General features: G+C 74.1%; 22 protein-coding genes. 10 read left to right on the forward strand and 12 right to left on the reverse strand.

What is annotated here, in order from left to right; translation table 11 throughout:
- Nucleotides 1-113: 113 nt before the first annotated feature.
- From cseC to ABZ858_RS36690, 5 genes are all read right to left on the reverse strand, one after another.
- Nucleotides 114-1,472, reverse strand: a complete 1,359-nt coding sequence (gene cseC / locus ABZ858_RS36670) for a two-component system sensor histidine kinase CseC (RefSeq protein ID WP_361389189.1) — start codon at nucleotides 1,470-1,472, stop codon at nucleotides 114-116.
- Between the two features lie 11 nt (nucleotides 1,473-1,483).
- A complete protein-coding gene (gene cseB / locus ABZ858_RS36675; protein ID WP_361389192.1) occupies nucleotides 1,484-2,185 on the reverse strand; it encodes a two-component system response regulator CseB in 702 nt (233 codons plus the stop codon).
- A 145-nt stretch (nucleotides 2,186-2,330) separates the two neighbouring features.
- A complete protein-coding gene (locus tag ABZ858_RS36680) occupies nucleotides 2,331-2,930 on the reverse strand; it encodes a hypothetical protein (protein WP_361389249.1) in 600 nt (199 codons plus the stop codon).
- Between the two features lie 74 nt (nucleotides 2,931-3,004).
- Nucleotides 3,005-3,544: a SigE family RNA polymerase sigma factor gene (locus ABZ858_RS36685; protein ID WP_037850418.1), complete on the reverse strand. Its 540-nt coding sequence runs from the start codon at nucleotides 3,542-3,544 to the stop codon at nucleotides 3,005-3,007.
- Between the two features lie 327 nt (nucleotides 3,545-3,871).
- Complete coding sequence (locus tag ABZ858_RS36690; RefSeq protein WP_361389195.1) at nucleotides 3,872-4,960, reverse strand: A/G-specific adenine glycosylase; 1,089 nt, start codon at nucleotides 4,958-4,960, stop codon at nucleotides 3,872-3,874.
- A 204-nt stretch (nucleotides 4,961-5,164) separates the two neighbouring features.
- Between ABZ858_RS36690 and ABZ858_RS36695 the strand changes: the two genes are divergently transcribed.
- Nucleotides 5,165-5,971 (forward strand): hypothetical protein, encoded by an 807-nt coding sequence (locus ABZ858_RS36695; RefSeq protein WP_361389198.1) that lies wholly within the window; start codon nucleotides 5,165-5,167, stop codon nucleotides 5,969-5,971.
- An 87-nt stretch (nucleotides 5,972-6,058) separates the two neighbouring features.
- Here the strand turns inward: ABZ858_RS36695 and ABZ858_RS36700 are convergent, their stop codons facing one another.
- A complete protein-coding gene (locus tag ABZ858_RS36700) occupies nucleotides 6,059-7,003 on the reverse strand; it encodes an NADP-dependent oxidoreductase (protein ID WP_361389201.1) in 945 nt (314 codons plus the stop codon).
- An 85-nt stretch (nucleotides 7,004-7,088) separates the two neighbouring features.
- On the opposite strand from ABZ858_RS36700, the gene ABZ858_RS36705 reads away from it, so the two are divergent.
- The gene (locus tag ABZ858_RS36705) at nucleotides 7,089-7,685 is read left to right on the forward strand and encodes a helix-turn-helix domain-containing protein (protein ID WP_361389204.1); all 597 of its coding nucleotides are present in this window, start codon (nucleotides 7,089-7,091) and stop codon (nucleotides 7,683-7,685) included.
- 57 nt (nucleotides 7,686-7,742) lie between these two features.
- On the opposite strand, the gene ABZ858_RS36710 is transcribed toward ABZ858_RS36705, so the two are convergent.
- The 3 genes from ABZ858_RS36710 to radA all read right to left on the reverse strand — a co-directional run bounded on the left by ABZ858_RS36710 (nucleotide 7,743) and on the right by radA (nucleotide 10,926).
- Nucleotides 7,743-8,237, reverse strand: coding sequence for a peptidylprolyl isomerase (locus ABZ858_RS36710; RefSeq protein WP_361389207.1), 495 nt, complete (start codon nucleotides 8,235-8,237; stop codon nucleotides 7,743-7,745).
- A 72-nt stretch (nucleotides 8,238-8,309) separates the two neighbouring features.
- Nucleotides 8,310-9,434, reverse strand: coding sequence for a DNA integrity scanning diadenylate cyclase DisA (disA, locus tag ABZ858_RS36715; protein ID WP_361389210.1), 1,125 nt, complete (start codon nucleotides 9,432-9,434; stop codon nucleotides 8,310-8,312).
- 82 nt (nucleotides 9,435-9,516) lie between these two features.
- Complete coding sequence (gene radA / locus ABZ858_RS36720) at nucleotides 9,517-10,926, reverse strand: DNA repair protein RadA (RefSeq protein WP_361389213.1); 1,410 nt, start codon at nucleotides 10,924-10,926, stop codon at nucleotides 9,517-9,519.
- Between the two features lie 221 nt (nucleotides 10,927-11,147).
- On the opposite strand from radA, the gene ABZ858_RS36725 reads away from it, so the two are divergent.
- Entirely contained in the window at nucleotides 11,148-12,860 is a 1,713-nt protein-coding gene (locus ABZ858_RS36725) for a hypothetical protein (RefSeq protein ID WP_361389216.1), read from the forward strand.
- Nucleotides 12,861-13,667: 807 nt separating this feature from the next.
- On the opposite strand, the gene ABZ858_RS36730 is transcribed toward ABZ858_RS36725, so the two are convergent.
- A complete protein-coding gene (locus ABZ858_RS36730; RefSeq protein ID WP_361389219.1) occupies nucleotides 13,668-14,537 on the reverse strand; it encodes a hypothetical protein in 870 nt (289 codons plus the stop codon).
- 64 nt (nucleotides 14,538-14,601) lie between these two features.
- Here ABZ858_RS36730 and ABZ858_RS36735 point away from each other — a divergent pair, with 64 nt between their 5' ends.
- From ABZ858_RS36735 to ilvD, 3 genes are all read left to right on the forward strand, one after another.
- On the forward strand, nucleotides 14,602-15,528 hold the full coding sequence (locus ABZ858_RS36735; RefSeq protein WP_361389222.1) for a Ppx/GppA phosphatase family protein: 927 nt from the start codon (nucleotides 14,602-14,604) through the stop codon (nucleotides 15,526-15,528).
- 225 nt (nucleotides 15,529-15,753) lie between these two features.
- Complete coding sequence (locus ABZ858_RS36740) at nucleotides 15,754-16,578, forward strand: sugar phosphate isomerase/epimerase (RefSeq protein ID WP_361389225.1); 825 nt, start codon at nucleotides 15,754-15,756, stop codon at nucleotides 16,576-16,578.
- 152 nt (nucleotides 16,579-16,730) lie between these two features.
- Nucleotides 16,731-18,584 carry a dihydroxy-acid dehydratase gene (gene ilvD / locus ABZ858_RS36745; protein ID WP_361389228.1) on the forward strand — a complete coding sequence of 618 codons (1,854 nt, stop codon included), beginning with the start codon at nucleotides 16,731-16,733 and terminating at the stop codon, nucleotides 18,582-18,584.
- Nucleotides 18,585-18,659: 75 nt separating this feature from the next.
- On the opposite strand, the gene ABZ858_RS36750 is transcribed toward ilvD, so the two are convergent.
- Nucleotides 18,660-20,867, reverse strand: coding sequence for a PQQ-binding-like beta-propeller repeat protein (locus ABZ858_RS36750; protein WP_361389231.1), 2,208 nt, complete (start codon nucleotides 20,865-20,867; stop codon nucleotides 18,660-18,662).
- Between the two features lie 183 nt (nucleotides 20,868-21,050).
- Here ABZ858_RS36750 and ABZ858_RS36755 point away from each other — a divergent pair, with 183 nt between their 5' ends.
- From ABZ858_RS36755 to proC, 4 genes are all read left to right on the forward strand, one after another.
- Nucleotides 21,051-21,377: an SH3 domain-containing protein gene (locus ABZ858_RS36755; RefSeq protein WP_361389234.1), complete on the forward strand. Its 327-nt coding sequence runs from the start codon at nucleotides 21,051-21,053 to the stop codon at nucleotides 21,375-21,377.
- A 43-nt stretch (nucleotides 21,378-21,420) separates the two neighbouring features.
- Nucleotides 21,421-21,936: an EamA/RhaT family transporter gene (locus ABZ858_RS36760; protein WP_361389237.1), complete on the forward strand. Its 516-nt coding sequence runs from the start codon at nucleotides 21,421-21,423 to the stop codon at nucleotides 21,934-21,936.
- Between the two features lie 70 nt (nucleotides 21,937-22,006).
- Nucleotides 22,007-22,792 (forward strand): class I SAM-dependent methyltransferase, encoded by a 786-nt coding sequence (locus ABZ858_RS36765; protein ID WP_361389240.1) that lies wholly within the window; start codon nucleotides 22,007-22,009, stop codon nucleotides 22,790-22,792.
- Nucleotides 22,793-22,835: 43 nt separating this feature from the next.
- The gene (gene proC / locus ABZ858_RS36770; protein ID WP_361389243.1) at nucleotides 22,836-23,645 is read left to right on the forward strand and encodes a pyrroline-5-carboxylate reductase; all 810 of its coding nucleotides are present in this window, start codon (nucleotides 22,836-22,838) and stop codon (nucleotides 23,643-23,645) included.
- A gap of 58 nt (nucleotides 23,646-23,703) precedes the next feature.
- Here the strand turns inward: proC and trpS are convergent, their stop codons facing one another.
- Nucleotides 23,704-24,699: a tryptophan--tRNA ligase gene (gene trpS, locus ABZ858_RS36775; protein WP_361389246.1), complete on the reverse strand. Its 996-nt coding sequence runs from the start codon at nucleotides 24,697-24,699 to the stop codon at nucleotides 23,704-23,706.
- Between the last annotated feature and the right edge of the window lie 532 nt (nucleotides 24,700-25,231).

Here is a 25,231-nt window from a genome sequence, read left to right on the forward strand (position 1 = left end):
GCCCCCCTCCGGTGCCCTTCGTTCGTCCACACCCCCGCTCTCCTGTGCTCAGCCCGGGTGTCTGGCGTGTCCCATTCACCTCCCCCCGGGACGGGAGAGGGGCGGCGGACCGCTCACGCCCCCTGATGCGGCAGCATCGGATAGCTGCCCGTGCTGGTCGGCGCGTGTTCCGGCAGCCACAGCACGGCGACCGCGCCCTCGGCCGGGACGCTCTTGGGGGCACCGGCGGGCCGTACGTTGCGGAAGGTCAGCCGGGCCCCGAGGACCCGGGCCTGCCCCGCGGCGATGGTCAGGCCGAGGCCGTGGCCGCGCCCCGCGCGGTCCGCGCTGCCGGTGCGGAAGCGGCTCGGGCCCTCGGCGAGCAGCGCCTCGGGGAAGCCGGGCCCGTGGTCGCGCACCCGGATCACCCGGCCCTCGACGGTCACCTCGATCGGCGGCCTGCCGTGCCGGCCGGCGTTGGTGATCAGGTTGAGCAGCACCCGCTCCAGGCGGCGCGGGTCGGTCGTCACCATCGACTCGTGCACCACCCGCACCTCGATGCCCGGGTCCTTGGCCGCCACCCGCCGGGCGACGAACTCGCCGAGCACGATGTCCTGGAGTTCGGCCCGCTCGGAGGCGCTGTCCAGCCGGGCCACCTCCAGAACGTCCTCCACCAGGGTGCGCATGGCCTTCGCCCGGTCCAGGACCAGTTCCGTGGGCCGGCCCGGCGGCAGCAGCTCGGCGGCGGTGAGCAGCCCGGTCACCGGGGTGCGCAGCTCGTGCGCGATGTCCGCGGTGACCCGCCGCTCCGCCTCCAGCCGCTGCTGGAGCGCGTCCGCCATCGCGTCCACCGCGCGCGCCAGGTCGTCGGTCTCGTCCCGTACGACACCGCCGATGGCGTCCCGCACCCGTACGTCCGGCTCGCCCTTGGCCACCTGGTTCGCGGCGGCCGCGGCCTTGCGCAGCCGGCGCGAGAGCTGCCCGCCGATGAGCACGCCCAGCGCGCTGCCGCCGAGGACGACCGCGATGGACCCGATGACCAGGGCCTTGTCGAGGTCGCGCAGGATGTTGGAGCTGCGGTCGGGGAACCGGGTGTGCAGGGACAGGACGTGCCCGCCCTTGATCGGCATGGCCGCCCAGATGTCCGGTACGTTGCCGTGGCGCTCGGAGACATAGGTGGCCCGCCGGCCCTCCTCGACCTTGTCGCGCAGCGCCCGGGGCAGCGTCGGGTCGTCGAGCCGGAAGGCGGGTGAGGTGGGATGCCGGCCCGGACGTTCGTAGGTGGGCTGGAAGAGCACGAGCCGCTGGTCGGCGACGTCGCGCGCGTTGTCGAGCATGGACACCCGGGCGGCGTTGTGCACGACCAGGCTCAGGGTGATCGCCACCAGCGCGCCGACCAGGGCGATGGCCGCGCTGAGCTTCCAGCGCAGCCCGGTCCGGATGTCCGCGTGTTCCAGGCGCCCCGAGAGCCGGCGCCGCGTGTTCCCCCGCATGGGCCGCCCGCTCAGGCCTTCAGCTTGTAGCCGAAGCCGCGGACCGTCTCGATGCGGTCCTGGCCGATCTTCGCGCGCAGCCGCTGCACATGGACGTCCACCACCCGGGTGTCGCCGCCCCAGCCGTAGTCCCACACGCGCTCCAGCAGCTTGTCCCGGGACAGCACGGTGCCCGGCGCGGCGGAGAACTCCAGGAGCAGCCGCATCTCGGTGGGGGTCAGCGCCACCGGCTGCCCGGCCCGGCGCACCTCCATGCCCTCGGTGTCGACCTCCAGGTCGCCGAAGGTCAGCGCGCCGGCGTCGGCCGCGGCCGAGCCGGCCTCGGCGCGGCCGCCGCCGGCGTGCCCGAAGCGGCGCAGCACCGCGCGGATACGGGCCACCAGGACGGCGCCGTCGAACGGCTTGGTCACGTAGTCGTCGGCGCCCGCCTCCAGGCCGAGGACGACGTCGATGGAGTCGGCGCGCGCCGACAGCATGATCACGGGCACCGTCGACTCGTCGCGGATGCGGCGGCACAGGCTGACGCCGTCCAGGCCGGGGACCATGACGTCCAGCAGCGCGATGTCGGGCCGCCTGGCCCGGAACGCCTCCAGGCCCGACAGCCCGTCGGGCATGGCCGTGACCGCGAAGCCGTCCCGCTCCAGGGCGAGCTGTGTGGCCTCGCGGATGACGTCGTCGTCCTCGACGAACAGGACGTGGGTCTGTTCTGCCATCCCGGTGCTCTCAGTCCTCGTCTGCTTCAGGTGGTGCGCTCACTGTGGGACGCGTCCGGCGCGCGGCGCGTTGCCGCGGGACACGTTCACCAGGAGAGCGGACGGGCGGGCCGACCGGTTCCCTCCCGGGACGGTCTTCCCGCGGTCAGTTGTCCACGTCGGGGGCCGGGACCGCCGAGGCGGCCCCGCCGACGGCCTTGCTGTACTGGTTGCGGGTGCTGAACGCCCTGGTGAACGCGGTGCCGGACCAGCGGTAGGTGATCACGTCCTCGCCGGACGGGTTCGCCACCGAGTCCCCCTTCTCGTACACCTGCTTGGTCACCACCAGATCGCCCCGGTCGATCTCCGCGTAGACCGGGGGGTCCTCGGTGCGGAACACGTTCTCGTAGCGGCCGCCGCGCGCCCGGTACACATAGGCGCCGAGGCCCACCGCGTCCCCGCAGGTCAGTACGTTGATCACGATGTCGTCGGCGGAGCCTCCGGTCAGCTTGCCGTACGACACGTCGACAGGGTACTCGTCGGCCGCGCACGGTTTCAGGCCGCGCTTGACGGTGGGCGAGACCTGCGGATCGTCCTTGACCAGCCGGACCGCGTCCACCGCCCGCGGGGTGTCCGAGGGGCTGGGGGAGGGGCTGGGCGGGGCGGCCGCGACGGAGCTGGCGTCGGCCGGCCCCTCGTCGCGGGCGCCGGTGCCGCCCGTGCCGCAGGCGGACACCAAAAGGCCGAGGGCGGCGAGCACGGCCAGTGCCGTGATCACCGCCTGGAAGGTCCCCCGCTCCCGGGCCCCGCTGGGCTCGGGGCCGGCACCGGCCCCGCCGGTCAGGCCGCGCAACGCTCCCGCTCCTCACGCTCCAGCGCGCGTGCGTCCAGATCGCGGGCCTCCAGCTCCTCGCGGAGCCGGGCGAGCGCCCGGTGCAGCGTGCTCTTGACCGTTCCCGCGGACATGCCGAGTGCCGCGGCGGTCTCCTCCGTGGACATCTGCTCCCAGTGTCGCAGCACGACGACGCTGCGCTGCTTGGGAGCGAGGACTTTCATGATGTCCATCAGAAGCGCGCGGTCGGCGTGCTGCTCGGTGGAGTCGTCGACACACGCGTCCGGGAGCTGCTCGGTCGGCACCTCCTCCAGCTTGCGCGCCCGCCACCACTCGGTCCGCGTGTTGATCATGACGCGGCGCAGGTAGGCGTCGGCGAGCCGCTTGTCGGCGATGCCGTCCCAGCGGCCGTACGTCCGTACCAGCGCGGTCTGCAGGAGGTCCTGGGCGTCGACGGGGTCCGGCACCAGCCGGCGGGCACTGCGCAGCAGCGCGTCCTGCCGGGTGCGCACGTACTCCTCGAATTCGAGCACCTCGCCCTGCGCCATGATCAACCGCCTCCGCTCCCCGATTTCCGGTCCACCTGCACCGGGCTTCAAGCCTGTGATGCGGACGTGCTGTGGTCGGCAGCCGTCCGGTGCCCGTCGGGCACGCAACTGAAGGTACGGAGGGGTTGTCACGGCGTTGTCCGAGGCAGCCTGCGGCCAGCGCTCGGCTGTGCGTCGGTTGTGTAACGGAGGCCGGTGCGGGGAAAGGAGATGAGGCGATTGGTCCGGTTTCAGGGTGATTTGGTGCGCGAGGGTGGCGCGCGGGTCCGTCACATCGGCACCCGCGACCCCCCTGGCACCGTCACCCGGCCGTGATCTGAGGGCGCGTCAGGCCGTCGGCAGCCGGTACAGCCCGCCCGGCAGCGGCTCCACCAGGCCGTCGGCCACCAGCCCGTCCAGGGCGCGGGCCCGCTGGACCGGCTCGTGCCACACCCGGTCCAGCACCGGCTGCGGCACCGGCGTACGGGCCTCCCGCAGCACCGCGAGCAGCTTGCCGCGCACCTGGCGGTCCGTGCCGGCGTACGTCTGCCCGCGGCGCGGCGGTCCCTCGTGCTCCGGCTTGCCCGCCAGCCGCCAGGCGCAGTGCGCGGCGATCGGGCAGTGGTGGCACGACTCGTTCTTCGCCGTGCACACCAGCGCGCCCAGCTCCATGGAGGCGGCCGCCCAGCGGGCCGCGGTGGACTCCTCCTCGGGCAGCAGGGTGCGGGCCAGCCGGCGTTCGGCCGCGGTGGTGGCGTTGGGCGGGTAGCGCACCCCGGTCACCGCGCGGGCCAGTACCCGGCGGACGTTGGTGTCGAGCACGGCGTGCCGCTGCCCGTAGGCGAAGGAGGCGACCGCCGCCGCCGTGTACTCGCCGATGCCGGGCAGGGCGAGCAGTTGCGCGTGCTCGGCCGGTACGTCGCCGCCGTGCCGTTCCGTTATGGCGACGGCCGCGCCGTGCAGGCGCAGGGCGCGGCGCGGGTAGCCGAGCCGGCCCCAGGCGCGGACGGCCTCGCCCGGCGCCTCCTTGGCCAGGTCGGCGGGGCGGGGCCAGCGTGCGAGCCACTGCTCGTAGACGGGCAGGACGCGGCTGACCGGCGTCTGCTGGAGCATGAACTCGCTGACCATCACACCCCAGGCACCGGCGTCGGCGCGCCGCCAGGGCAGGTCGCGGGCGTTGCCGTCGAACCAGGAGATGACCTGGGTGTGCAGGGTCTCGCCGAGCGGGGCGCCGGGGGCGCCGGCGCGGGAGCCGGCGGTGTCGTCGGCGGGAGTCTCGTCGGGGGTGTCGCCGGGGTCCGCGGCGGTGGTGCCGGAGGCGCCGGCCGCGGTGTCGGTGGCGGTGTCGCGGAGGTCCGCGGCGGCGTCCGCGGCGGTGTCGGTGGCGGGGGCCGGGGCTGTGGGGCTGCTGTGTGGGGGCAGTGTGGGCGCAGTCATGACGCTTCCGATCCTGCCACGCGGCGGCGGACGGGCGTGTGACCCGGCGCGGACCGGTTTCGTCACGGACCGTCGCCGGGCGGTCACCGTGACCGCAAGAAGGCGCTCCGGTACGGGCGTTGCCGTGATGATGATCCGGAAAAGTTGTGGTCGGCGCGGCGGGTGGCGCGGGGTGGACGGAGGATCTCTCGTACAGTTTGGGCCGTGGGATCTCTGCGCAATCCGGTCGGGCCGCTTCCCTCCTCCATCTACTGGCGACGGAGGGTCGTCCTGCTGTCCGCGGCCGCCGTGGTGGCCCTGCTGGTCATCTGGATCGCCGCCTCCGGTGGCGGCGGGGGCCACAAGAACGACGACGGCGCCCCGGGCGGCAAGAACCCCACCCCCTCGACCATCGGTCCCGGCCCCTCCGAGCCGGGCCCCGCGATCAGCCAACACCCCGGCGGGCGCGACGAGTCCGGCGGCCAGGACTCCGGCGGCTCGGGACCGGGCGGCTCCGACGGGGGCGCGGACTCGGCGGGGACCGGCACGGGCGGCTCCGGCGCGGGCCCGGGCGACGACGGCAAGGGCGGCGGTACCGGCGCGGTGCTGCCGGCCGGCAGCACGCTCCCCGACTGCACCGCCGGCACGGTCACGTTGACCCTGCGCAGTGTGCGCAACTCCTACGGGCCCACCGACACGCCCACCTTCGCACTGACCGCGAAGAACTCCTCCGGCAGCGACTGCAAGGCCGACCTGGGGCCGAAGACCGCGGTGCTGACGGTCAGCCAGTCCGCCGGCGGCAGCGGCCCCTACTGGTCCTCGGCCGACTGCCCCAAGGGCGCCGGCAGCCTGCTGTACCGGGTGCCCGCGGGCAGCTCCATCACCGACACCGTGCGCTGGGACCGTAAGCCGAGCGCCCCCCGGTGCGCGACCCCGCCGGCCGGTTCGGCCGCGACCGGGACATATCTGGTGGAGGCGAAGGTGCCGGGGTACGGGAAGCTGCGGACGTCGTTCGTGCTGTCGGCGGACTGAGCGACCGCGGGCCGGCGGTCGCCGGCGGCCGCCGGCCCGCGGCCGGTCGCAGGCCACGGTCCGCCGGGGCCGCGGTCAGGGTCTGGTTCAGCCGCGGTCCGGCCGCAGCGTGATCACGATCTTGCCGTGGACGTGACGTCCGGCCTGCAGGGTCACGGCGTCGCGGATCTGCTCGACTGGGAAGGCCGCGGCGATCGGCACGGTGAGCGCGCCGGCCAGGATCGCGTCGCAGATCCGGCCCATGGCGTCCGGGCTCGCGTCGAAACCGCCGGTCGCGCGGACGCCGCCGGGAGGGGTGGGGCCCGCGGCGATCGTGGAGATCCGCTCGGGCGGCACGCCGAGCGCGAGCGCGGTCTCGGCCGTCTCGACGCCGAACAGGTCGGTCGCCGCGCTCACGCCCTCCGGAGCCAGGGCCCGGACCCGGTCCGCCAGTCCCGGGCCGTAGGCCACGGGCTCGGCACCGAACCGGCGCAGGAAGTCGAACGTGCCCTGCCCGGCGGTCCCGATCACCCGGGCGCCGGCGAGCCTCGCGAGCTGCGTGACGAACACGCCCACGCCGCCCGCGGCGCCGCCGACCAGGACGGTGTCGCCGGACCGCGGGCCGATCGCGGCCAGCGCGGCGGCGGCGGTCATACCGGCCACCGGCAACGTGGCCGCCACCTCGTCGCTGATGCCCTCCGGCGTGTGCCAGAGCGGCTCGGTCGAGTCGGTGGGCACCCTGACCACCACGTGATCGGCGACGGCCCGGCCCATCGCGCCGCCGTGGACGCGGTCACCCACGGCGAAACCCGTGACATGGGCGCCGACCTCGTCGACGACCCCGGCGAAGTCGTACCCGAAGCCGGACGGCACGGCGACGCCGAACCGGGCCGCCAGCTCGGGCTGCGCGGCGATGCCCCAGTCCATGGGGTTCAGACCGGCGACCGTGACGCGGACGCGGACCTCGTCCGGCCCGGCATGCGGTTCCGGCACGTCCCGCAGCTCCAGCACCTCGGGACCACCGAACGTCTCGTAGACCACGGCACGGCTCATGACAGCCTCCAGCAGAACGCAGTGATGGGACTTGGTCTCATCACCGTACATCAGTGACGGCACCAAGTCCCGTACGATGTCCTCCATGGCCCGCTGGCAACCCCACGCACCCGAGCGACTGCTCGTCGCCGCCCTCGAACTGTTCGAGGAGCGGGGCTACGAGAACACGACGGTCGTGGAGATCACCGAGCGCGCCGGGCTGACGAAGAGCACGTTCTTCCGGTACTTCCCGGACAAGCGGGAGGTGCTCTTCGGCGGGGGCGCGATGACCGGACTGCTCGTCGAGGGGATCGACACGGCACCGGCCGGAGCCGGGCCCCTCGAAGTGGTGGCGCATGCCCTGGACGCGATCGGCCGGGAGGTGTTCACCGCCGATCGCCGCGCATTCGGCGCCCGGCGGTCGGCGGTGATCGCCGCCAATCCGGAACTGCGGGAACGCGAGGCGCTGAAGGAACTCGGCCTCGTCGCCGCGATGACCGACGCGCTCAAGCGGCGCGGCAGTCCCGACCTGACCGCCCGTGTGGCCGCCGAACTGGGCGCGCTCGCCTGGAAGATCGCCCACGAGCGCTGGCGGGACGCGGCCGGCGAGGACGACTTCGCCGAACTCGCGCGGCGGGCGCTCACCGAGGTGCGAGCGGCCGGCGCCTCGTGCCAGCGGCAGGCCGGCTCCGCCGGCGCCTGAGACGCGACGGCCCCGCGTCCCCCGAGGGGGGAGCGGGGCCGGCCGGGGTGTGGTGGGTCAGCTCTCGACGACGCCGGAGTCGGCGATCTCGACCTTGGCCCTGGTGGCGCCGGACGGGGTGCCCAGGGACTCGATCTTGTCGACGATGTCCTGGCCCTCGACGACCTCGCCGAAGACGACGTGCTTGCCGTCGAGCCACGAGGTGACGATGGTGGTGATGAAGAACTGCGAGCCGTTGGTGTTGCGGCCGGCGTTCGCCATCGACAGCAGGTACGGGCGGTCGTGCTTCAGGTCGAAGTTCTCGTCCTCGAACTCCGCGCCGTAGATGCTCTTGCCGCCGGTGCCGTTGTGGTGGGTGAAGTCACCGCCCTGCAGCATGAACTGCGGGATGACCCGGTGGAAGCCCGAGCCGGCGTAGCCGAAGCCGTGCTGGCCGGTGGCCAGCTCGCGGAAGTTCTGGGCGGTCTTCGGGACGACCTTGTCGAAGAGGCTGAAGACGATGCGGCCGGCGGGGGCGCCGTCGATGGTGATGTCGAAGTATACGTTACTCATAGTGTCAAACTATCACTTTGGGTGATAGGCGATGCCGAGGGGGTGCGGGGCAGTGGCCGGGGGTGCGGGTCACTAGACATACCGCTCCAGGATCGACGACTCCGCCAGCCGGGACAAGCCCTCGCGGACGCTGCGGGCGCGGGCCTCGCCCACGCCGTCCACGGTCTGGAGGTCGTCGACGCTGGCCGCGAGCAGCTTCTGCAGGCCGCCGAAGTGCTCCACCAGGCGCTCGATGATGGCACCGGGCAGCCGCGGCACCTTGGCCAGCAGCCGGAAGCCGCGCGGGGAGACCGCCGAGTCGAGGGTCTCGGGCGAGCCGGTGTACCCCAGGGCGCGGGCCACCGTGGACATTTCGAGCAGCTCGGCGTGGGAGAGCTTGTCCAGCTCGGCGAGGGCCTCGTCGACCGTGCGGGAGCGCTTGGCGGTGGGCTCGGGGACGTAGTCCCGCACCACCAGTTCCCGCTCGGGTTCCACGCCCGCGATCAGCTCGTCCAGCTGGAGCGCCAGGAGCCGGCCGTCCGTGCCCAGCTCCACCACGTACTCGGCGATCTCGGTGGCGATGCGGCGGACCATCTCCAGGCGCTGCGAGACCGCCGAGACGTCCCGGACCGTCACCAGGTCCTCGATCTCCAGCGCCGACAGGGTGCCCGCCACCTCGTCCAGGCGCAGCTTGTACCGCTCCAGGGTGGCCAGCGCCTGGTTGGCGCGGGACAGGATCGCCGCCGAGTCCTCCAGGACACGGCGTTGCCCGTCCACGTACAGGGCGATCAGCCGCATCGACTGGGAGACGGAGACCACCGGATAGCCGACCTGCTTGCTGACCCGGTCCGCGGTGCGGTGCCGGGTGCCGGTCTCCTCGGTGGGGATCGTCGGGTCCGGAACGAGCTGCACGCCCGCCCGCAGGATCTTCGACAGGTCCGAGGACAGCACGATGCCGCCGTCCAGCTTGCACAGCTCCCGCAGCCGCGTCGCCGTGAACTCCACGTCCAGCACGAAACCGCCGGTGCACATCGTCTCGACGGTCTTGTCCGAGCCGAGCACGATCAGGCCGCCGGTGTTGCCGCGCAGCACCCGCTCAAGGCCGTCCCGCAGGGCGGTGCCCGGCGCCACGGCGCTCAGTGAGGCGCGCATCAAGCCATCGGCGCCGGAACTCCCGCCGGACTTTCCGGGAGCTGCTGCCCGGTCGTTGGCTGCCACTGCACTCCTCCGGTCGCAGGTTCTTCTGGCGCTCCCGTTTCGCACGCTGGGTTCGTACGGACGGGCGAGACCAGGGCAAAGTCTACCGGCGGTCCTCCTGCTCCTGTGGGGCCTCCCGGCGACGGGAGCGCGGCAGGACCCGCAGCGCGTCTCCCATGTCGGCCACTTCCAGGACCTTCATCCCGGCCGGGACCTTGCCGGGGTCGCCAGGCACCAGCGCGTGCGTGAAGCCCAGGCGGTGCGCCTCCGCGAGCCGCCGCTGCACGCCCGTGACCCGTCTGACCTCGCCCGCCAGGCCCACCTCGCCGATCGCGACCAGGTTCTTCGGCAGCGGGGTGTCGCTCGCGGCCGAGGCCAGCGCGAGGGCGATGGCGAGGTCGGCGGCCGGCTCGGACAGCCGCACCCCGCCGACCGTCGCCGAGTAGATGTCCCGCTTGCCCAGCGCGCTGATCCGGCCCCGCTGTTCGAGCACGGCCAGCATCATCGACACCCGGGAGGTCTCCAGGCCCGACGTGGTGCGCCGCGGGGAGGGGATCTGGGAGTCGACGGTGAGCGCCTGGACCTCGGCCACCAGCGGGCGGCGGCCCTCCAGGGTGACGGTCAGGCAGGTGCCCGGCACCGGCTCGGACCGGCGGGTCAGGAACAGGCCGCTGGGGTCGGCCAGGCCGGTGATGCCCTCGTCGTGCAGCTCGAAGCAGCCGACCTCGTCCGTCGCCCCGTAGCGGTTCTTCACGCCGCGGACCAGGCGCAGCCGCGCGTGCCGGTCGCCCTCGAAGTGCAGGACGACGTCCACCAGGTGCTCCAGCAGGCGCGGGCCCGCGATCGCGCCGTCCTTGGTGACATGGCCCACCAGGAGGGTGGACATGCCGCGTTCCTTGGAGGCGCGGATCAGCGCGCCCGCCACCTCGCGCACCTGTGCCATGCCGCCGGGCGCGCCGTCGATCTCGGGCGAGGCCACTGTCTGCACCGAGTCCATGACGAGCAGCGAGGGCTTGACCGCGTCCAAGTGGCCGAGGACGGCGGCCAGATCGGTCTCGGCGGCGAGATAGAGATGGTCGTCGAGGGCGCCGATGCGGTCGGCGCGCAGCCTGACCTGGCTCGCGGACTCCTCACCCGTGACATACAGCGTGCGGTGCTCGTCGCTCGCGGCCTTGGCTGCCACGTCGAGCAGCAGCGTGGACTTGCCGACGCCCGGCTCGCCCGCGAGCAGGACGACGGCGCCGGGGACCAGCCCGCCGCCCAGCACCCGGTCCAGCTCGGGCACGCCGGTGGAGCGCGCGGTGGCCTGCCGCCCGTCGACCTGGCCGATGGGCAGGGCGGAGGTGGTGACCCGGCCCGGTGTGGTCGTGCGCACCGCGGGCGTGCCGTACTCCTCGACCGTGCCCCACGCCTGGCATTCGGGGCAGCGGCCGAGCCACTTGGCCGTCTGCCAGCCGCATTCCGTGCAGCGGTAGGACGGACGGTCCTTGGTGGTCTTCGTACGGGCAGCCATGGACGAAACCGTAACCGCCGCCACTGACAACGCGTCCCCGGGCCGCCCCCGCCGGAGGCCGCGGCCGGCCGCTCTGCCCGGAAAGACCCTCGAACACACTCACTCGAAGGACGGAACGGAAACTCCCTGTCCCCGTATGAGGGATCGTTTCACCCGTACGGATTAAAAGTGCGCAACAGGGAAGAACGGACGAACCTCCGCCGCCTACGGTCGCACAGGTGATGAACAGCAGTCCGGAGACCTCGACCCGTACGGCCCGTACGACCGGTGAGCACCGGGCGCAGCGCGAGGCGCGCGACCGCGGTGCCGCGCGCACGCTGGCGCAGCACACTCCCCCGCGCTACGAGCCCTATCTGGACGGCCTGTTCACCTACTGCCTGTCCGTGCTGTGCGACCACGACACGGCGACCGCCGCGCTCGGGGACGCGCTGGCGTTCGCCGAGCGGCGCCGCGGCCCGGAGAGCGCGGGGGAGCGCCGGGCCTGGCTGTACGCGCTGGCCCGCTGGGCGTGCCTGCGCAAGCTGGCCGAGGCCAGGGCGGGCCGCCCCGCCGCGCACGCCGCCGGCCGCTCCACCGCCGGCCGCCCCGCCGACGACCGGCACCGCGCGGCCGCGCGGGCGACGGCCGTGCCCGGGGACGTCCAGGAGCAGCGGCGTCGCGAACTCGCCCTGCTGGCCTGGCCGGAGGCGGCCGGCACCACCCCCGAGCAGCGCGAGGCGCTGGAACTCGCGGTCCGCCACCACCTCGCCGGCCACGAGGTCGCCGCCGTGCTCGGACTGAGCCCGGCCGCCGCCCGCGAGCTGCTCGCCGCGGCCGCCTGCGAGGTGGAGCGCACCCGCGCGGCGCTCGCCGTCGTCGAGGCCGGAAGCTGTCCGGGGGTGGCCCCGCTCACCGGCGACCACCGGCTCGTGCTCAGCGCGGCCCTGCGGCGCGAGCTGGTCCGGCACGTCGACGACTGCCCGCGCTGCCGCCGCACCGCCGAGCGGGCGCACCCCGCGCGCTGGCCCGGCGCCGGCGTGACCCCCGCCGAGCTGCCCGTCCTCGCCGCCCCGCGCGCGGCCGTGCGCGCCGCGATGACGCAGCCCCCGCGCGCGCGGGGCCCCGTGCCGCGCTTCGACCGGCGGGGCTTCCCGATGGACCCCAAGGACCGCGCGGCCCGCCGGGACCGCCTGCGCGCGCGTGCCGTCACGACGACGGTCGTCGCCACCGTCGTCGCCGCGCCCGTGCTGGCCCTGTGGGCCGCCTACCGCTCCACGCCCACCGGCGAGGGCGGCGGCCCCTCCGCCACCGCGCGCGAGGCGCACGGCCCCGGCGCGCGGGCCGGCGAGGAGACGGGCGACTACGAGAACACGGGCAACGTCCGCACCGGCCCCGGCGCCGGGGCCGGCGGGAGCGCCCGGCCCGACGTCTCCGTGGAGGTCGTCAGCGGCGCGGACGGCGACGGCCGTACGGACGGGCGGCTGAGCGTGACCGCCGCGAGCAGCGGCGACACCACCCTCGTCACGCTGACCGCGGCCGGCACCGCGCCCGTGCGCTGGTCGGCCGCCACCGCGGCGCCCTGGCTCTACCTGAGCCGTTCCTCGGGCACCCTGGAGCCCGGCGAGTCGTTGACGATCAAGGTGTACGTCGACCCGCTGCGCGAACCGTCCGGCCACTGGCGCGCGCGGGTGGCGATCGCACCGGCCGGTGCCGTGGTCACCATCGACGGCTACGGCACGGCACCCGGCACCACCATCCCGGGCGACCCGTCCCCGACCGCCGACCCGCACCCGACGCCCACCCGGACACCGCCCGCGGACCCCACCGGCCCACCGCGGACCGACCCGCCCACGTCCGGCCCCACCACCACCCCCACCGACCCCTCGTCCCCCACCCCGCCCAGCTCACCCCCACCGACCACCGGCCACGACAGCCCCAGCCCGTCGGGCGGCTGAGAGCAGCGCCGTGTACGGCCCGGAGGCCGTCGTACGGGGGTGCGGGCGCTGCCCGCCGGGCAGGACGCGGACGGGTCACGGGCGAGGCGCGTGTCGGGGACACGCTGGCAGGGGCGGCTGGGCGGCTGGGCGGCTGGGCGGCTGGGCGGCCGGGCTCTGCCGGGCGGGGTTGGGCGGGGTGAGTGCGGACTGGGCCCGTCGGGCGGCTGAGAGCAGCGCCGTGTACGGCCCGGAGGCCGTCGTACGGGGGGGGGGTGCGGGCGCTGCCCGCCGGGCAGGACGCGGACGGGTCACGGGCGAGGCGCGTGTCGGGGACACGCTGGCAGGGGCGGCTAGGCGGCTGGGCGGCTGGGCGGCTGGGCGGCCGGGCTCCGCCGGGCGGGGTTGGGCGGGGTTGGGCGGGTCAGGGCGGGGCGGGGTGAGTGCGGACTGGGCCCGTCGGGCGGCCGGCACCACCGCGTACGGCCTGGATGCCGTCGTACGGCGGTGTGGCCGCTGTCCGCCCGGGGGCAGGACGGACACGGCCGAGGTGCGGCAAGGTTCCGCCGGGGCGGGGCGGGGGGAGTGCGGGTGAGCCGTCGGCCGACCGGCATGCCGCGCGGCCCGGACGCCGTCGCCAGGGGCCCGGCGGAGTCCGCCGATACGGAGTGGCCGGGCGCCACCGAGGCCCGCCGGGGCGGGCAGGCCGGAGCAAGGGCCGTCGCGCCCCGTCAGGTCGGGCTCGCCGGGTTCTGTCCGTCCGGGTCCGCCGGAGGATCTGTCCGGCCAGGCTCACCGGGCCCCGTCAGCCCGGCCCCACCGAGTCCGTCAGGCCGGGTCCGCCGGTCCCGCCGGGTTCTCCGGCCTCGCCGGGTCCGCCGGGTGGGGGGCCAGGAGGGGTAGCCGGGAAGCCAGGCGCTGTTCGCAGAGTTCGACCAGGCGGTCGTAGCCGGCCTTGCCCATCAGTTCGGTCAGTTCCGCCCGGTAGGAGACGTACACCGGGTCGCCCGCGCCGTGCGCCGAGGTGGCCGAGGTGCACCACCAGTGCAGGTCGTGGCCGCCCGGGCCCCAGCCCCGGCGGTCGTACTCCCCGATGGACACCTGGAGCACCCGCGTGTCGTCCGGGCGGTCGATCCACTCGAAGGTCCGCCGGATCGGCAGCTGCCAGCACACGTCCGGCTTGGTCTCCAGCGGCTCGCGGCCCTCGCGCACCGCCAGGATGTGCAGCGAGCAGCCCATGCCGCCGGAGAAGCCGGGCCGGTTCTGGAAGATGCACGAGCCCTGGAAGGGACGCGTCTGCCGTGAGCCCTCCTCGTCCTCGGACACCCAGCCGTGCCGCGTGCCCTCGGCGTGGTTCTGCCAGATGTCCGCAGTGAGCCGCGCCACGTACCCGGCGACCCGCTGCTCGTCCTCCTCGTCGGAGAAGTGCGCGCCCAGCGTGCAGCACCCGTCCTCCGCGCGGCCCTCCTGGATGCCCTGGCAGCCGCTGCCGAAGACGCAGTTCCAGCGCGAGGTCAGCCAGGTCAGATCGCAGCGGAAGACCTGCTCCTCGTCGGCCGGATCGGGGAACTCCACCCACGCGCGCGCGAAGTCGAGCCCCTTCTCGTCGGGCTCCGGGCCCTTCTTCGGACGCGCCCCCGGCCGCACCGCCGCCGGACCCGCCGATGTCCCGGTCTTCGCCTTCTTCGTCTTTGGCACGTGTCCAGGGTAAGACGCCCGGTCCCCGCCGGAGGCCCGCCCGGATGGCAGTAGCGTTCCGTACATGAGACTCGGTGTCCTCGACGTGGGTTCGAACACGGTGCATCTGCTGGTGGTCGACGCACACCCCGGCGCGCGCCCGCTGCCCGCGCACTCGCACAAGGCGGAACTGCGGCTCGCCCAACTCCTCGACGCGGACGGAGCGATCGGCGCCGAGGGCGTGGACCGGCTGGTCGCGGTGGTCCGCGACGCGCTCCGGGCCGCCGAGGACAAGGGCGTCGAGGACCTGCTGCCGTTCGCGACCTCGGCCGTGCGCGAGTCCCCGAACGCCGACGAGGTCCTCGCGCGCGTGCAGAGCGAGACCGGAGTGCGGCTCCAGGTGCTCAGCGGCGCGGAGGAGGCCCGCCTCACCTTCCTCGCCGCCCGCCGCTGGTTCGGCTGGTCGGCCGGGAAACTGCTGGTCCTGGACATCGGCGGCGGCTCCCTTGAGATCGCCTACGGCATCGACGAGGAACCCGACGCCGCCGTGTCGCTGCCGCTGGGCGCGGGCCGCCTCACCGCCGGCCGGCTGCCCGGCGACCCGCCCGCCCCGGACGGCATCAGGGCACTGCGCCGCCATGTCCGTACCGAGATCGCGCGCACGGTCGGCGAGTTCAGCCGCTTCGGCGCCCCCGACCACGTGGTCGCCACCTCCAAGACGTTCCGGCAGCTGGCGCGCATCGCCGGGGCCGCGCGCAGCGCCGAGGGCCTCTATGTGCAGCGCGAGCTGAAACGGGAGTCCCTGGAGGCGTGGGTGCCGCGGTTGGCCGCGATGACGGCCGCCGAACGGGCCGAGCTGCCCGGCGTCTCCCCCGGCCGGGCCGGCCAGCTGACGGCCGGTGCCCTGGTCGCGGAGGCCGCGATGGACCTGCTCGGCGTGGAGCGCCTGGAGATCTGCCCGTGGGCGCTGCGCGAGGGCGTGATCCTGCGGCGCCTGGACCACATGGGGTGACGCGGACCACCGTGGCGTGACGCGGGCCACCGTGGCGTGACGCGGGCCACCGAGGGGTGACGCGAGCCACCGTGGCATGACGCGGGCCACCGAGGGGTGACGCGAGCCACCATAGGGTGACGCGGACCACGAACCCGCCGAAGGCGCAGGCCACGACGATGACGACGACCGCACCGCCCGCCACACGCCCCGCACCCGCCCACGCCACCCCGTAACCTGTCCCTCGTGGTGGAACCCGTCGTACGCATCCCGGACGCGAAGGTCGCCCTGTCGACGGCCTCCGTCTATCCGGAGTCGACGGCGACGGCCTTCGAGATCGCCGCGCGCCTCGGTTACGACGGCGTCGAGGTGATGGTGTGGACCGACCCGGTCAGCCAGGACATCGACGCGCTGCGCAGGCTCAGCGACCACCACGGGATACCGATCCTGGCCGTGCACGCCCCCTGTCTGCTGATCACCCAGCGGGTGTGGTCCACCGATCCCTGGACCAAGCTCCAGCGCGCCCGGGCGGCCGCGGAGAAGCTCGGCGCGAGCACCGTCGTCGTGCACCCGCCGTTCCGCTGGCAGCGCCAGTACGCCCGTGACTTCGTCGACGGGATCTGGCGGATGGCGCACGAGACGGACGTACGGTTCGCGGTCGAGAACATGTACCCCTGGCGCTACCGCGACCGCGAGATGCTCGCCTACGCCCCCGACTGGGACGTCACCAAGGACGACTACCGCCACTTCACGATCGACCTCAGCCACGCCGCGACGGCCCGCACCGACGCGCTGAAGATGGCGGACCGCATGGGCGACCGGCTCGGCCACGTCCACCTGGCCGACGGCAAGGGTTCCGCGAAGGACGAGCACCTGGTGCCCGGCCGCGGCGGGCAGCCCTGCGCCGAGCTGCTGGAACGTCTCGCCACCAGCGGGTTCGACGGCCATGTGGTCATCGAGGTCAACACCCGTCGCGCCATGTCCGGCGCGGAGCGTGAGGCCGACCTCGCCGAGGCACTGGCCTTCACCCGCCTCCACCTGGCGTCGACGGCCCGGGTCCCCCGCCGCTGACCCGAGACGCGCGTCCCGTATCGCGGACACCGCGTCCCGCCCCCTGGATGACCGGCGTACGCTCGACGGAGTCAGAACTCTGCCCAGCCGCCGCGGCCCCCCACTCGCCCGGCGAAAACACCCGGCAGAACTCTCCGAAGGAGCGAGCGACGATGCCCGAGCTGAGGTCCCGCACAGTCACCCACGGCCGCAACATGGCGGGCGCCCGCGCCCTTATGCGCGCCTCCGGTGTACCCGGTGCGGACATCGGCCGGAAGCCGATCATCGCCATCGCCAACAGCTTCACCGAGTTCGTGCCCGGCCACACCCACCTGGCGCCGGTCGGCCGGATCGTCAGCGAGGCGGTCCGCGAGGCGGGCGGCATCCCGCGCGAGTTCAACACCATCGCCGTCGACGACGGCATCGCCATGGGCCACGGCGGCATGCTGTACTCGCTGCCCTCGCGCGACCTGATCGCGGACAGCGTCGAGTACATGGTCGAGGCGCACTGCGCCGACGCGCTGGTCTGCATCTCCAACTGCGACAAGATCACCCCGGGCATGCTGATGGCCGCGCTGCGCCTGAACATCCCGACGGTCTTCGTCTCCGGCGGCCCCATGGAGGCCGGCCGCGCCACCCTGGTCGACGGCACCGTGCGCACCCTCGACCTGATCGACGCCATCGCGGACGCCGCCAACGACAAGATCTCCGACGAGGACATCCTCCGCATCGAGGAGAACGCCTGCCCGACCTGCGGCAGCTGTTCCGGCATGTTCACCGCCAACTCGATGAACTGCCTGACCGAGGCCATCGGCCTGTCCCTGCCCGGCAACGGCTCGGTCCTGGCCACCCACACCGCCCGCCGCGCCCTGTACGAGAACGCGGCCCGCACGGTCATGGACGTCACCCGCCGCTACTACGACCAGGACGACGAGACGGTCCTGCCGCGCAACGTCGCCACCTTCGCGGCCTTCGAGAACGCCATGGCCCTGGACATCGCCATGGGCGGCTCCACCAACACGATCCTGCACCTGCTGGCCGCAGCCCAGGAGGCGGGCGTCGAGTTCGGCCTGGAGCAGATCGACGCCGTCTCCCGCCGCGTCCCCTGCCTGGCCAAGGTCGCCCCGAACGTCGCCAAGGACCGCACGTACTACATGGAGGACGTGCACCGCGCCGGCGGCATCCCCGCCCTGCTGGGCGAGCTGCACCGGGCCGGGCTGCTCAACGAGGACGTGCACGCCGTGCACAGCCCCTCCCTGGCCGACTGGCTCAAGACCTGGGACGTGCGCGGCGGCTCCCCGTCCCCCGAGGCCGTCGAGCTGTGGCACGCGGCGCCCGGCTGCGTCCGCTCCGCCGAGGCGTTCTCCCAGTCCGAGCGCTGGGAGGCGCTGGACACCGACGCCGAGGGCGGCTGCATCCGCTCCCTGGAGCACGCCTACTCCCAGGACGGCGGCCTCGCGGTGCTGCGCGGCAACCTCGCCGTGGACGGCTGCGTGGTCAAGACCGCGGGCGTCGACGAGTCCATCTGGACCTTCGAGGGCCCGGCGGTCGTCTGCGAGTCGCAGGAGGAGGCCGTCGAGAAGATCCTCAGCCAGCGGATCACGGCCGGCGACGTCGTCGTCATCCGCTACGAGGGCCCCAAGGGCGGCCCCGGCATGCAGGAGATGCTCTACCCGACCTCGTACCTCAAGGGCCGCGGCCTGGGCAAGGTCTGCGCGCTGATCACCGACGGCCGCTTCTCCGGCGGCACCTCGGGCCTGTCCATCGGCCACGCCTCCCCGGAGGCGGCCTCCGGCGGCACCATCGCCCTGGTCGAGGACGGCGACCGCATCCGCATCGACATCCCGAACCGCTCCGTCGAACTCCTGGTGGACGACGCGGAACTGGCCCGCCGCGAGCAGGCCCTGGGCGGCGCGTACGCCCCGAAGAACCGCGACCGCAAGGTCACGGCCGCCCTGCGCGCCTACGCGGCGATGGCCACCAGCGCCGACAAGGGCGCCGTGCGGGACGTCTCCAAGCTGGGCTGACCCGGCCACTCGTCCCACCCACGCACTCGCGCGTCCGCAGGGGCCGCTCCCACCCGGGGGCGGCCCCTCGCCGTGTCACCAGGCCGCGGGACGCTCCGCGTCGACGGCGAAGAGCGCGCCGTCCGGGGCACCGGCGTAGGCGCGGCCGTCGGCGACCACGGGCGCGGCCAGGGTGCCCGCCAGGTCGCCGAGCCGGGGCCGGGTCTGCCCGAGCAGCCGGCCCGTGCGCGCGTCCACCGCGAGCAGCCGCCCGTCCGCCGCGGTGACGTACACGTGCCCGGCGTCGGAGACCGGCGCCGAGCCGCGGCTCACCGCCGTCTCCAGCTCCCACAGCCGCCTGCCCGTGCCCGCGTCGACGGCCTCCAGGGCGCCGCCGGACGCCAGCACGTGCACCACACCGTCCCGTACGTCGGCCTGCGGGCCCTGCCGCGGCACGGGCAGCGCCACCCGGCGTACCGCCTTGGTCGCGGCGGTGTACCGGACGACCGAGCGGGCGTCCCCGTACACGGGATCGAGGCCGAGGAAGTACACCGAGCCGCCCTCGGCGCCCACCGGCCGCAGCGAGCCCTTGAGCCGGGCCTCCCAGCGGACGGCCCCGGTGCCGGGGTCCAGGGCGGCGATCCGCGTCCACGCCCCGTCCCCGGACGTGCTCGTCGCATAGGCCAGCGGGTCCCCGGGGAAGGCGGCGAGGAGCGGTGCGCCGTCCCCGGGCACCGAGTGGCTCCACCGGGTACGGCCCGAGGCGCCGTCCACGCCGGTGACGGCCGCGCCGCCGCCGGTGAGCAGGAGCGTGCCGCCCGCGGACACCCATCCGCTCCCCGCGGGCACCGCTCGCGACCAGCGGGTCCGGCCCGAGGCGGGATCGAGCGCGGCGAGCTGCCGGCCGTCCGCCGTGGTGACGTGCACCAGACCGCCGGAGAGGACCGGCGCGGCCGCACCGGCCTGCCCGACCGGCCGCCGCCACCGCACGGCACCGTCGGCCGGGGCCAGGGCGACGACCTCGCCGGACTGCGCGCAGAACAGCGTGCCCGCGCCGTACGCGCACTGCGGCACGGCCGCCCGCCCGGCCACCGGCCGCACCGCCCACCCGTCGAACGCGGCCGCCGTGGCCGCCGTGGCCCGCGCACTGGCGTTCACGGGCGCCGGACCGTCGTCCCCGAACCACTGGAGCGCGCCGAACGTCCCGGCCACGACCAGCCCGAGCGCCCCCGCCACCACGGCCGTCCGCCTGCGCACCGGCCCGGCGGCGAAGACCCGCGACGCCCGCCCGGCACCGGACCCCGATCGGCCCTCGCCCCCCGGCTGCCCTTCGGACGCTGCCCGCCCCTCGGCCCCGGACCGAGGCCCGGACCCGGGCCGGAGATCGTCCCCGGGCCGGAGATCCTCCCCAGCTCGGAGTCCGTCCCCCGCCCCCTGGTCCCACTGGCCGGGGACGAACGCCTGGGTGTCGTACGCGGCCGACGTCGAGCGCAGCTCGCGCATCAGCTCGTCCGGCGTCGGCCGGTCCTCCGGCTCCTTGGCCAGGCAGCGCAGCACCAGCGGGGCGAGATCCTCCGGTACGCCGGTCAGATCGGGCTCGTCGTGCACCACCTGGTAGGCGACGATGTACGGGCTGTCGGAGTCGAACGGCCCCCGCCCGGTCGCCGCGTGCACCAGCACGGACCCCAGCGCGAAGACGTCCGCCGCCGGACCCACCTCCCGGGGCCGGCGGAACTGCTCGGGCGCCATGAACGGCGGCGTGCCGATCAACTTGCCCGTCTCGGTGCGCAGTTCGCTGTCCTTCGGCCGGGAGATGCCGAAGTCGATGACCTTCGGGCCGTCCTCGGCCAGCAGCACGTTGCTCGGCTTGAGGTCCCGGTGCACCACACCCACCCGGTGGATGTCCCGCAGCGCCTCGGCCAGCCCGGCCATCAGCCGGCGTACCTGCGCGGGAGCCATCGGACCGTTCCGCTTCACCTGCTCGGCGAGCGTCGGACCGGGAATGAACAAGGTGGCCATCCAGGGCCGCCCGGCCTCCGGATCGGCATCCACGACCGACGCCGTGAAGGCGCCGCTCACCTGCCGGGCAGCGGCCACCTCCTGCCGGAACCGCCCCCGGAACTCGGGGTCCTTGGCGAACTCGGCGTGCACCACCTTCACCGCGAGCTTGAGCCCCGACGTACTGCGGGCCAGATGGACCACGCCCATCCCGCCGGAGCCGAGACACGACTCAAGACGGTAGTGACCGGCGTACTCCGGACGTTCCGCTTCCGCGCCCGCCCCGGTGTTGCGCTGTGGCGTCATGGACCACCCCCGTGCTGTTCGTCCGCGCGCGCGACGCACGGAGCCTAGTCGATGGCTCGAACAGGACCGAGGAGGCTTGCTAGCGTTTACGTCCGAATCACGCACAGATGTTCCAGCGCGCGGTTCGCAGCAGCCAACAGCACCCCATGGCAGTCGGCCACGGGGACGACGGGGGAGGACCACATGTCTGTCGACCACGCCGAGAGAACCGGTGACGACGACGGGACGCGGACCGCGGCCGTACGGATCGCGGCGGCGGCCGTCCGCTACTACGCGGTGGCGCCCGGCGTCCGCCTCAACGTCCGCAGCGGCCCCGGCACCGGCTACGCCCTCGTCCGCACCCTGAGCGAGGGCGCCGAGGTGCCGATCTACTGCCAGAGCCCCGGCACCACGGTCACCGGCCCGTACGGCACCTCGGCCATCTGGGACAACATCGCCAACGGCCAGTACGTCTCCGACACCTACGTGCACACCGGCAGCGACGGCTACGTCGCCGCCCGCTGCGGCTGATCCCGGCCACGGCCCGCGGCCCGGCCGGAGCCATAATCGTCCCGTGAGCGACGAGAACGGCACCCCGGACACCCCCGCCGCGGGCACCCCCGGCCCCACCGGACCCCAGCCCGAGCCCCTGCGCTTCTTCGGCACGAGCTGGCTGCACCACGACCACGGCTACGCGGCGCGCCGCGCCGCGGTCGCCGCCGGCTCGCTGCTCGCCGCCGCGGCCGCCTGCTTCGTCCTGCGCTTGGCCTACGAGGGCCTCCAGATCGCCGACTCCGGCGTCTTCGTCTCCGCCCTGGTCGTCATCATGTTCGCCGTGTGCGGCGCGCTCGCCTTCCGGCACAGCTGGCAGGGCTTCACCCGGCGCGCCGACGCCGACCAGCAGGCGAACCTGCGCGGCCTGCTCGCCATCGGCTTCATCGGCTCGCTGCTCGCCTACTTCGTCCGCTCCCTCACCGAGGCCCCCGGCGAGAAACTGCGCCGCCAAGAGTACGAGCAGGCCCGCGAGCAGTACGAACGCCGCGCCACCCGCCGTACGGGCAACCCCTCCAGGAAGCGCCGCCGCCCCTGACCGCCGGCCAGGACCGGGCGGTCCCGGAAACTCCCGGCCGCCCGGCGGCCCACCGCGCGATCATGGCCGTATGACCACCTCACCGTCGCCCGCCCGAGGCACCCGCACCGCCCGCGCCCACTCCTTCAACGCCGCCGCGGCCCAGTACGCCGCCCACCGCCCCTCCTACCCGCCCGCCCTCCTCGACACGGTCGAGGAGATCACCGGCCGCCCCCTGGCCGGCGCGCGCGTCGCGGACATCGGCGCCGGCACCGGCATCGCGACCGCGCTGCTGCACGAGCGCGGCGCCCGGGTGCTGGCCGTCGAGCCCGGCGACGGCATGGCGGACGAGTTCCGCCGCACCCGCCCCGGCATCCCGCTCGTGCGCGGCAGCGGCGACGCCCTGCCGCTGGCCGACGCCTCCGTGGACCTCCTCACCTACGCCCAGGCCTGGCACTGGACCGACACCGCCCGGTCGGTCCCGGAGGCCCTGCGCGTCCTGCGCCCCGGCGGCAGCCTCGCCCTGTGGTGGAACACGGACGCCCTGGACATCGAGTGGATCACCGAGGCGGGCCGCCGCGTCGGCCGGTTCTTCGGCGTCGACGTCTCCGCCGAGAAGCAGCGGGCCGCCCGCACCGAACTCGCCGACCCCACCGGCCGCCTCGACTTCACCCGCCGCCAGGTCCGCTGGAGCCGCCGGGTCCCCGTCGACGCCCACCTCGCCAACATCGCCAGCCACTCCTTCTTCCTCGTCTGCCCCGAGGAACGCAAGCGGGCCTTCCTCGCCGAGGAGCGCGAGCAGCTGCTGAAGGTCTTCCCCGACGGCATCGTCGAGGAGACCTACGACGTCCTCCTCCTCGTCGCCACCAAGCCCTGACCCGTACCGGCCCCCGCCCGCCCCCGGTGCGAGGATGAACCCCATGAGCCAGAAAGTCGCAGTCCTCGGCACCGGCAAGATCGGCGAAGCCCTGCTCAGCGGAATGATCCGGGCCGGCTGGGCCCCCGCCGACCTCCTGGTCACCGCCCGCCGCCCGGAACGCGCCGAGGAACTCCGCGCCCGCCACGGAGTCACCCCGGTCACCAACGCGGAGGCGGCGAAGACCGCCGACACCCTGATCCTCACGGTCAAGCCCCAGGACATGGGCACCCTGCTGGACGAACTCGCCCCGCACGTCCCCGCCGACCGCCTGATCATCAGCGGCGCGGCTGGCATCCCCACCGCCTTCTTCGAGGAACGCCTGGCCCCGGGCACCCCGGTCGTCCGGGTCATGACGAACACCCCCGCCCTGGTCGACGAGGCCATGTCCGTCATCTCCGCCGGCACCCACGCCACCGCCGGCCACCTCACCCACGCCGAGGAGATCTTCGGCGCCGTCGGCAAGACGCTGCGCGTCCCCGAGTCCCAGCAGGACGCCTGCACCGCCCTGTCCGGCTCGGGCCCCGCGTACTTCTTCTATCTGGTCGAGGCCATGACCGACGCGGGCATCCTGCTCGGCCTGCCCCGCGACAAGGCCCACGAGCTGATCGTCCAGTCCGCCATCGGCGCCGCCGTGATGCTCCGCGACAGCGGGGAGCACCCGGTGAAGCTCCGCGAGAACGTCACCTCGCCCGCCGGTACGACGATCAACGCCATCCGCGAACTGGAGAACCACGGGGTGCGCGCCGCGCTGATCGCCGCGCTGGAAGCCGCCCGCGACCGCAGCCGCGAGCTGGCCTCCGGCAACAACTGACGGCCGGCGGGGTCCGGGCGGCCACCGCCCGGACCCCACCCCCGACGCCCCCCCCCGCTCAGGCGGGCAGCAGCCCGATCGCCCGGTACGCCGCGTCCACCGTGGGCCGCGCCATCCCGCTGGCCCGCTCCGCGCCCGCCCGCAGCACCCCTTCCAGGTAGCCGGGGTCCGCGCACAGCTCCCGGTGCCGTTCCTGCAGCGGCCTGAGCACCTCGACCACGGCCTCGGCGGTGTCCTTCTTCAAGGCGCCGTACGAGCCGTACTCCCCGCTCAGCCGCTCGGGCTCCTCGCCCCGGCAGGCGGCCAGGATCTCCAGCAGGTTGGCGAGCCCGGGCCGCTCCCGCCGGTCGTAGACGACGTCCTGCCCGCTGTCGGTCACCGCCCGCATGACCTTCTTGCGCACCACGTCCGGCTCGTCCAGCAGATAGACGATGCCCGGCCCGGAGTCCTCCGACTTCCCCATCTTCGAGACCGGGTCCTGGAGGTTCATCACCCGGGCCGCCACCTCGGGACGGATCGCCCTCGGCACAGTGAACGTGTGCCCGTACCGCTGGTTGAACCGCACGGCCAGGTCCCGGGCCAGCTCCACGTGCTGCGTCTGGTCCTCACCGACCGGCACCTCGTCCGTGCGGTACGCCAGGATGTCCGCCGCCATCAGCGCCGGATACGTCAGCAGCGACAGCCGCACGCTGCCGCCGCGTTCCTGCTCGCGCCGGGATTTCTCCTTGTACTGGATCATCCGCCGCATCTCGCCGTCGGTGGCCACGCACTCCAGCAGGTACGACAGCCGGGCGTGCTCGTCGACATGGCTCTGCACGAACACGGTGCACCGCTGCGGATCGAGTCCGGCCGCCAGCAGCAGCGTCGCGCCCTGCCGGCTGAGCCTGCGCACCCGCGCCGGGTCGTGGTCCACGGTGAGCGCGTGCAGGTCGACCACGCAGAACAGGGCGTCCGCCCGGTGCTGGTCCACCGTGACCCACCGCCGCATGGCGCCCAGGTAGTTCCCGAGCGTCAGGTGCCCGGTCGGCTTGATCCCGCTGAAGACCCGTGTCATCTCCACACTCCTCGTCGAGTGCCGCCGCCCTGGTCGGCGTGGTCCCGGGAGCCCTGGAGGGGGAAACGAGAACGGCCGCCGAGGCGGCGGCCGTTGGTTCGCGTACGTGAGCGAGGCCGCCGTCAGGCGGGCCACCACTGCTGGAGGTACGTACGCGTCGTCATGGCGGCCAGCGTACGCCCCGGCACGCCGCCTGTCCCGGAGTTGACACGCCCCACCGCCGTCCGTAAGGTTCTTCGAGTTGTCCGACGTGAGAGCCGACTCCGGTCGGTCCCCGGACAGCCACTCCGCAGGTATCCATCAGCACTCGACGACAGTCGTTTCACTCTGTCTGCCGTCGTGTCATCGGTATGTGTATTCGCGGAATGAGGAATCCACGTTCGAAAGGACGCGGCCCCCGATTCGCTCGGGAGCACGGAATCCGCTAAAGTCTCACTCGTCGGAACGGCCCAACAGCCGGGAAGACAGACCCCGCTGACCGGGGATCAGGTCGAGAAAAGATCTGATAGAGTCGGAACCGCCGGAAAGGGAA

Origin of the sequence: Streptomyces sp. NPDC047017 (genome assembly GCF_040644175.1) — a bacterium.
Taxonomy (GTDB): domain Bacteria; phylum Actinomycetota; class Actinomycetes; order Streptomycetales; family Streptomycetaceae; genus Streptomyces.

Coding starts and splice junctions, on each gene's coding strand:
- ABZ858_RS36690 (WP_361389195.1), bottom strand. CDS start 4,960: ATGACTGCGCCCACACTGCCCCCACACAGCAGCCCCACAGCCCCGGCC.
- ABZ858_RS36725 (WP_361389216.1), top strand. CDS start 11,148: ATGAACAGCAGTCCGGAGACCTCGACCCGTACGGCCCGTACGACCGGT.
- ABZ858_RS36750 (WP_361389231.1), bottom strand. CDS start 20,867: ATGACGCCACAGCGCAACACCGGGGCGGGCGCGGAAGCGGAACGTCCG.
- ABZ858_RS36765 (WP_361389240.1), top strand. CDS start 22,007: ATGACCACCTCACCGTCGCCCGCCCGAGGCACCCGCACCGCCCGCGCC.
- ABZ858_RS36705 (WP_361389204.1), top strand. CDS start 7,089: ATGGCCCGCTGGCAACCCCACGCACCCGAGCGACTGCTCGTCGCCGCC.
- cseC (WP_361389189.1), bottom strand. CDS start 1,472: ATGCGGGGGAACACGCGGCGCCGGCTCTCGGGGCGCCTGGAACACGCG.
- ABZ858_RS36755 (WP_361389234.1), top strand. CDS start 21,051: ATGTCTGTCGACCACGCCGAGAGAACCGGTGACGACGACGGGACGCGG.
- ilvD (WP_361389228.1), top strand. CDS start 16,731: ATGCCCGAGCTGAGGTCCCGCACAGTCACCCACGGCCGCAACATGGCG.
- ABZ858_RS36735 (WP_361389222.1), top strand. CDS start 14,602: ATGAGACTCGGTGTCCTCGACGTGGGTTCGAACACGGTGCATCTGCTG.
- ABZ858_RS36685 (WP_037850418.1), bottom strand. CDS start 3,544: ATGGCGCAGGGCGAGGTGCTCGAATTCGAGGAGTACGTGCGCACCCGG.
- radA (WP_361389213.1), bottom strand. CDS start 10,926: ATGGCTGCCCGTACGAAGACCACCAAGGACCGTCCGTCCTACCGCTGC.
- ABZ858_RS36710 (WP_361389207.1), bottom strand. CDS start 8,237: ATGAGTAACGTATACTTCGACATCACCATCGACGGCGCCCCCGCCGGC.
- trpS (WP_361389246.1), bottom strand. CDS start 24,699: ATGACACGGGTCTTCAGCGGGATCAAGCCGACCGGGCACCTGACGCTC.
- ABZ858_RS36700 (WP_361389201.1), bottom strand. CDS start 7,003: ATGAGCCGTGCCGTGGTCTACGAGACGTTCGGTGGTCCCGAGGTGCTG.
- proC (WP_361389243.1), top strand. CDS start 22,836: ATGAGCCAGAAAGTCGCAGTCCTCGGCACCGGCAAGATCGGCGAAGCC.
- cseB (WP_361389192.1), bottom strand. CDS start 2,185: ATGGCAGAACAGACCCACGTCCTGTTCGTCGAGGACGACGACGTCATC.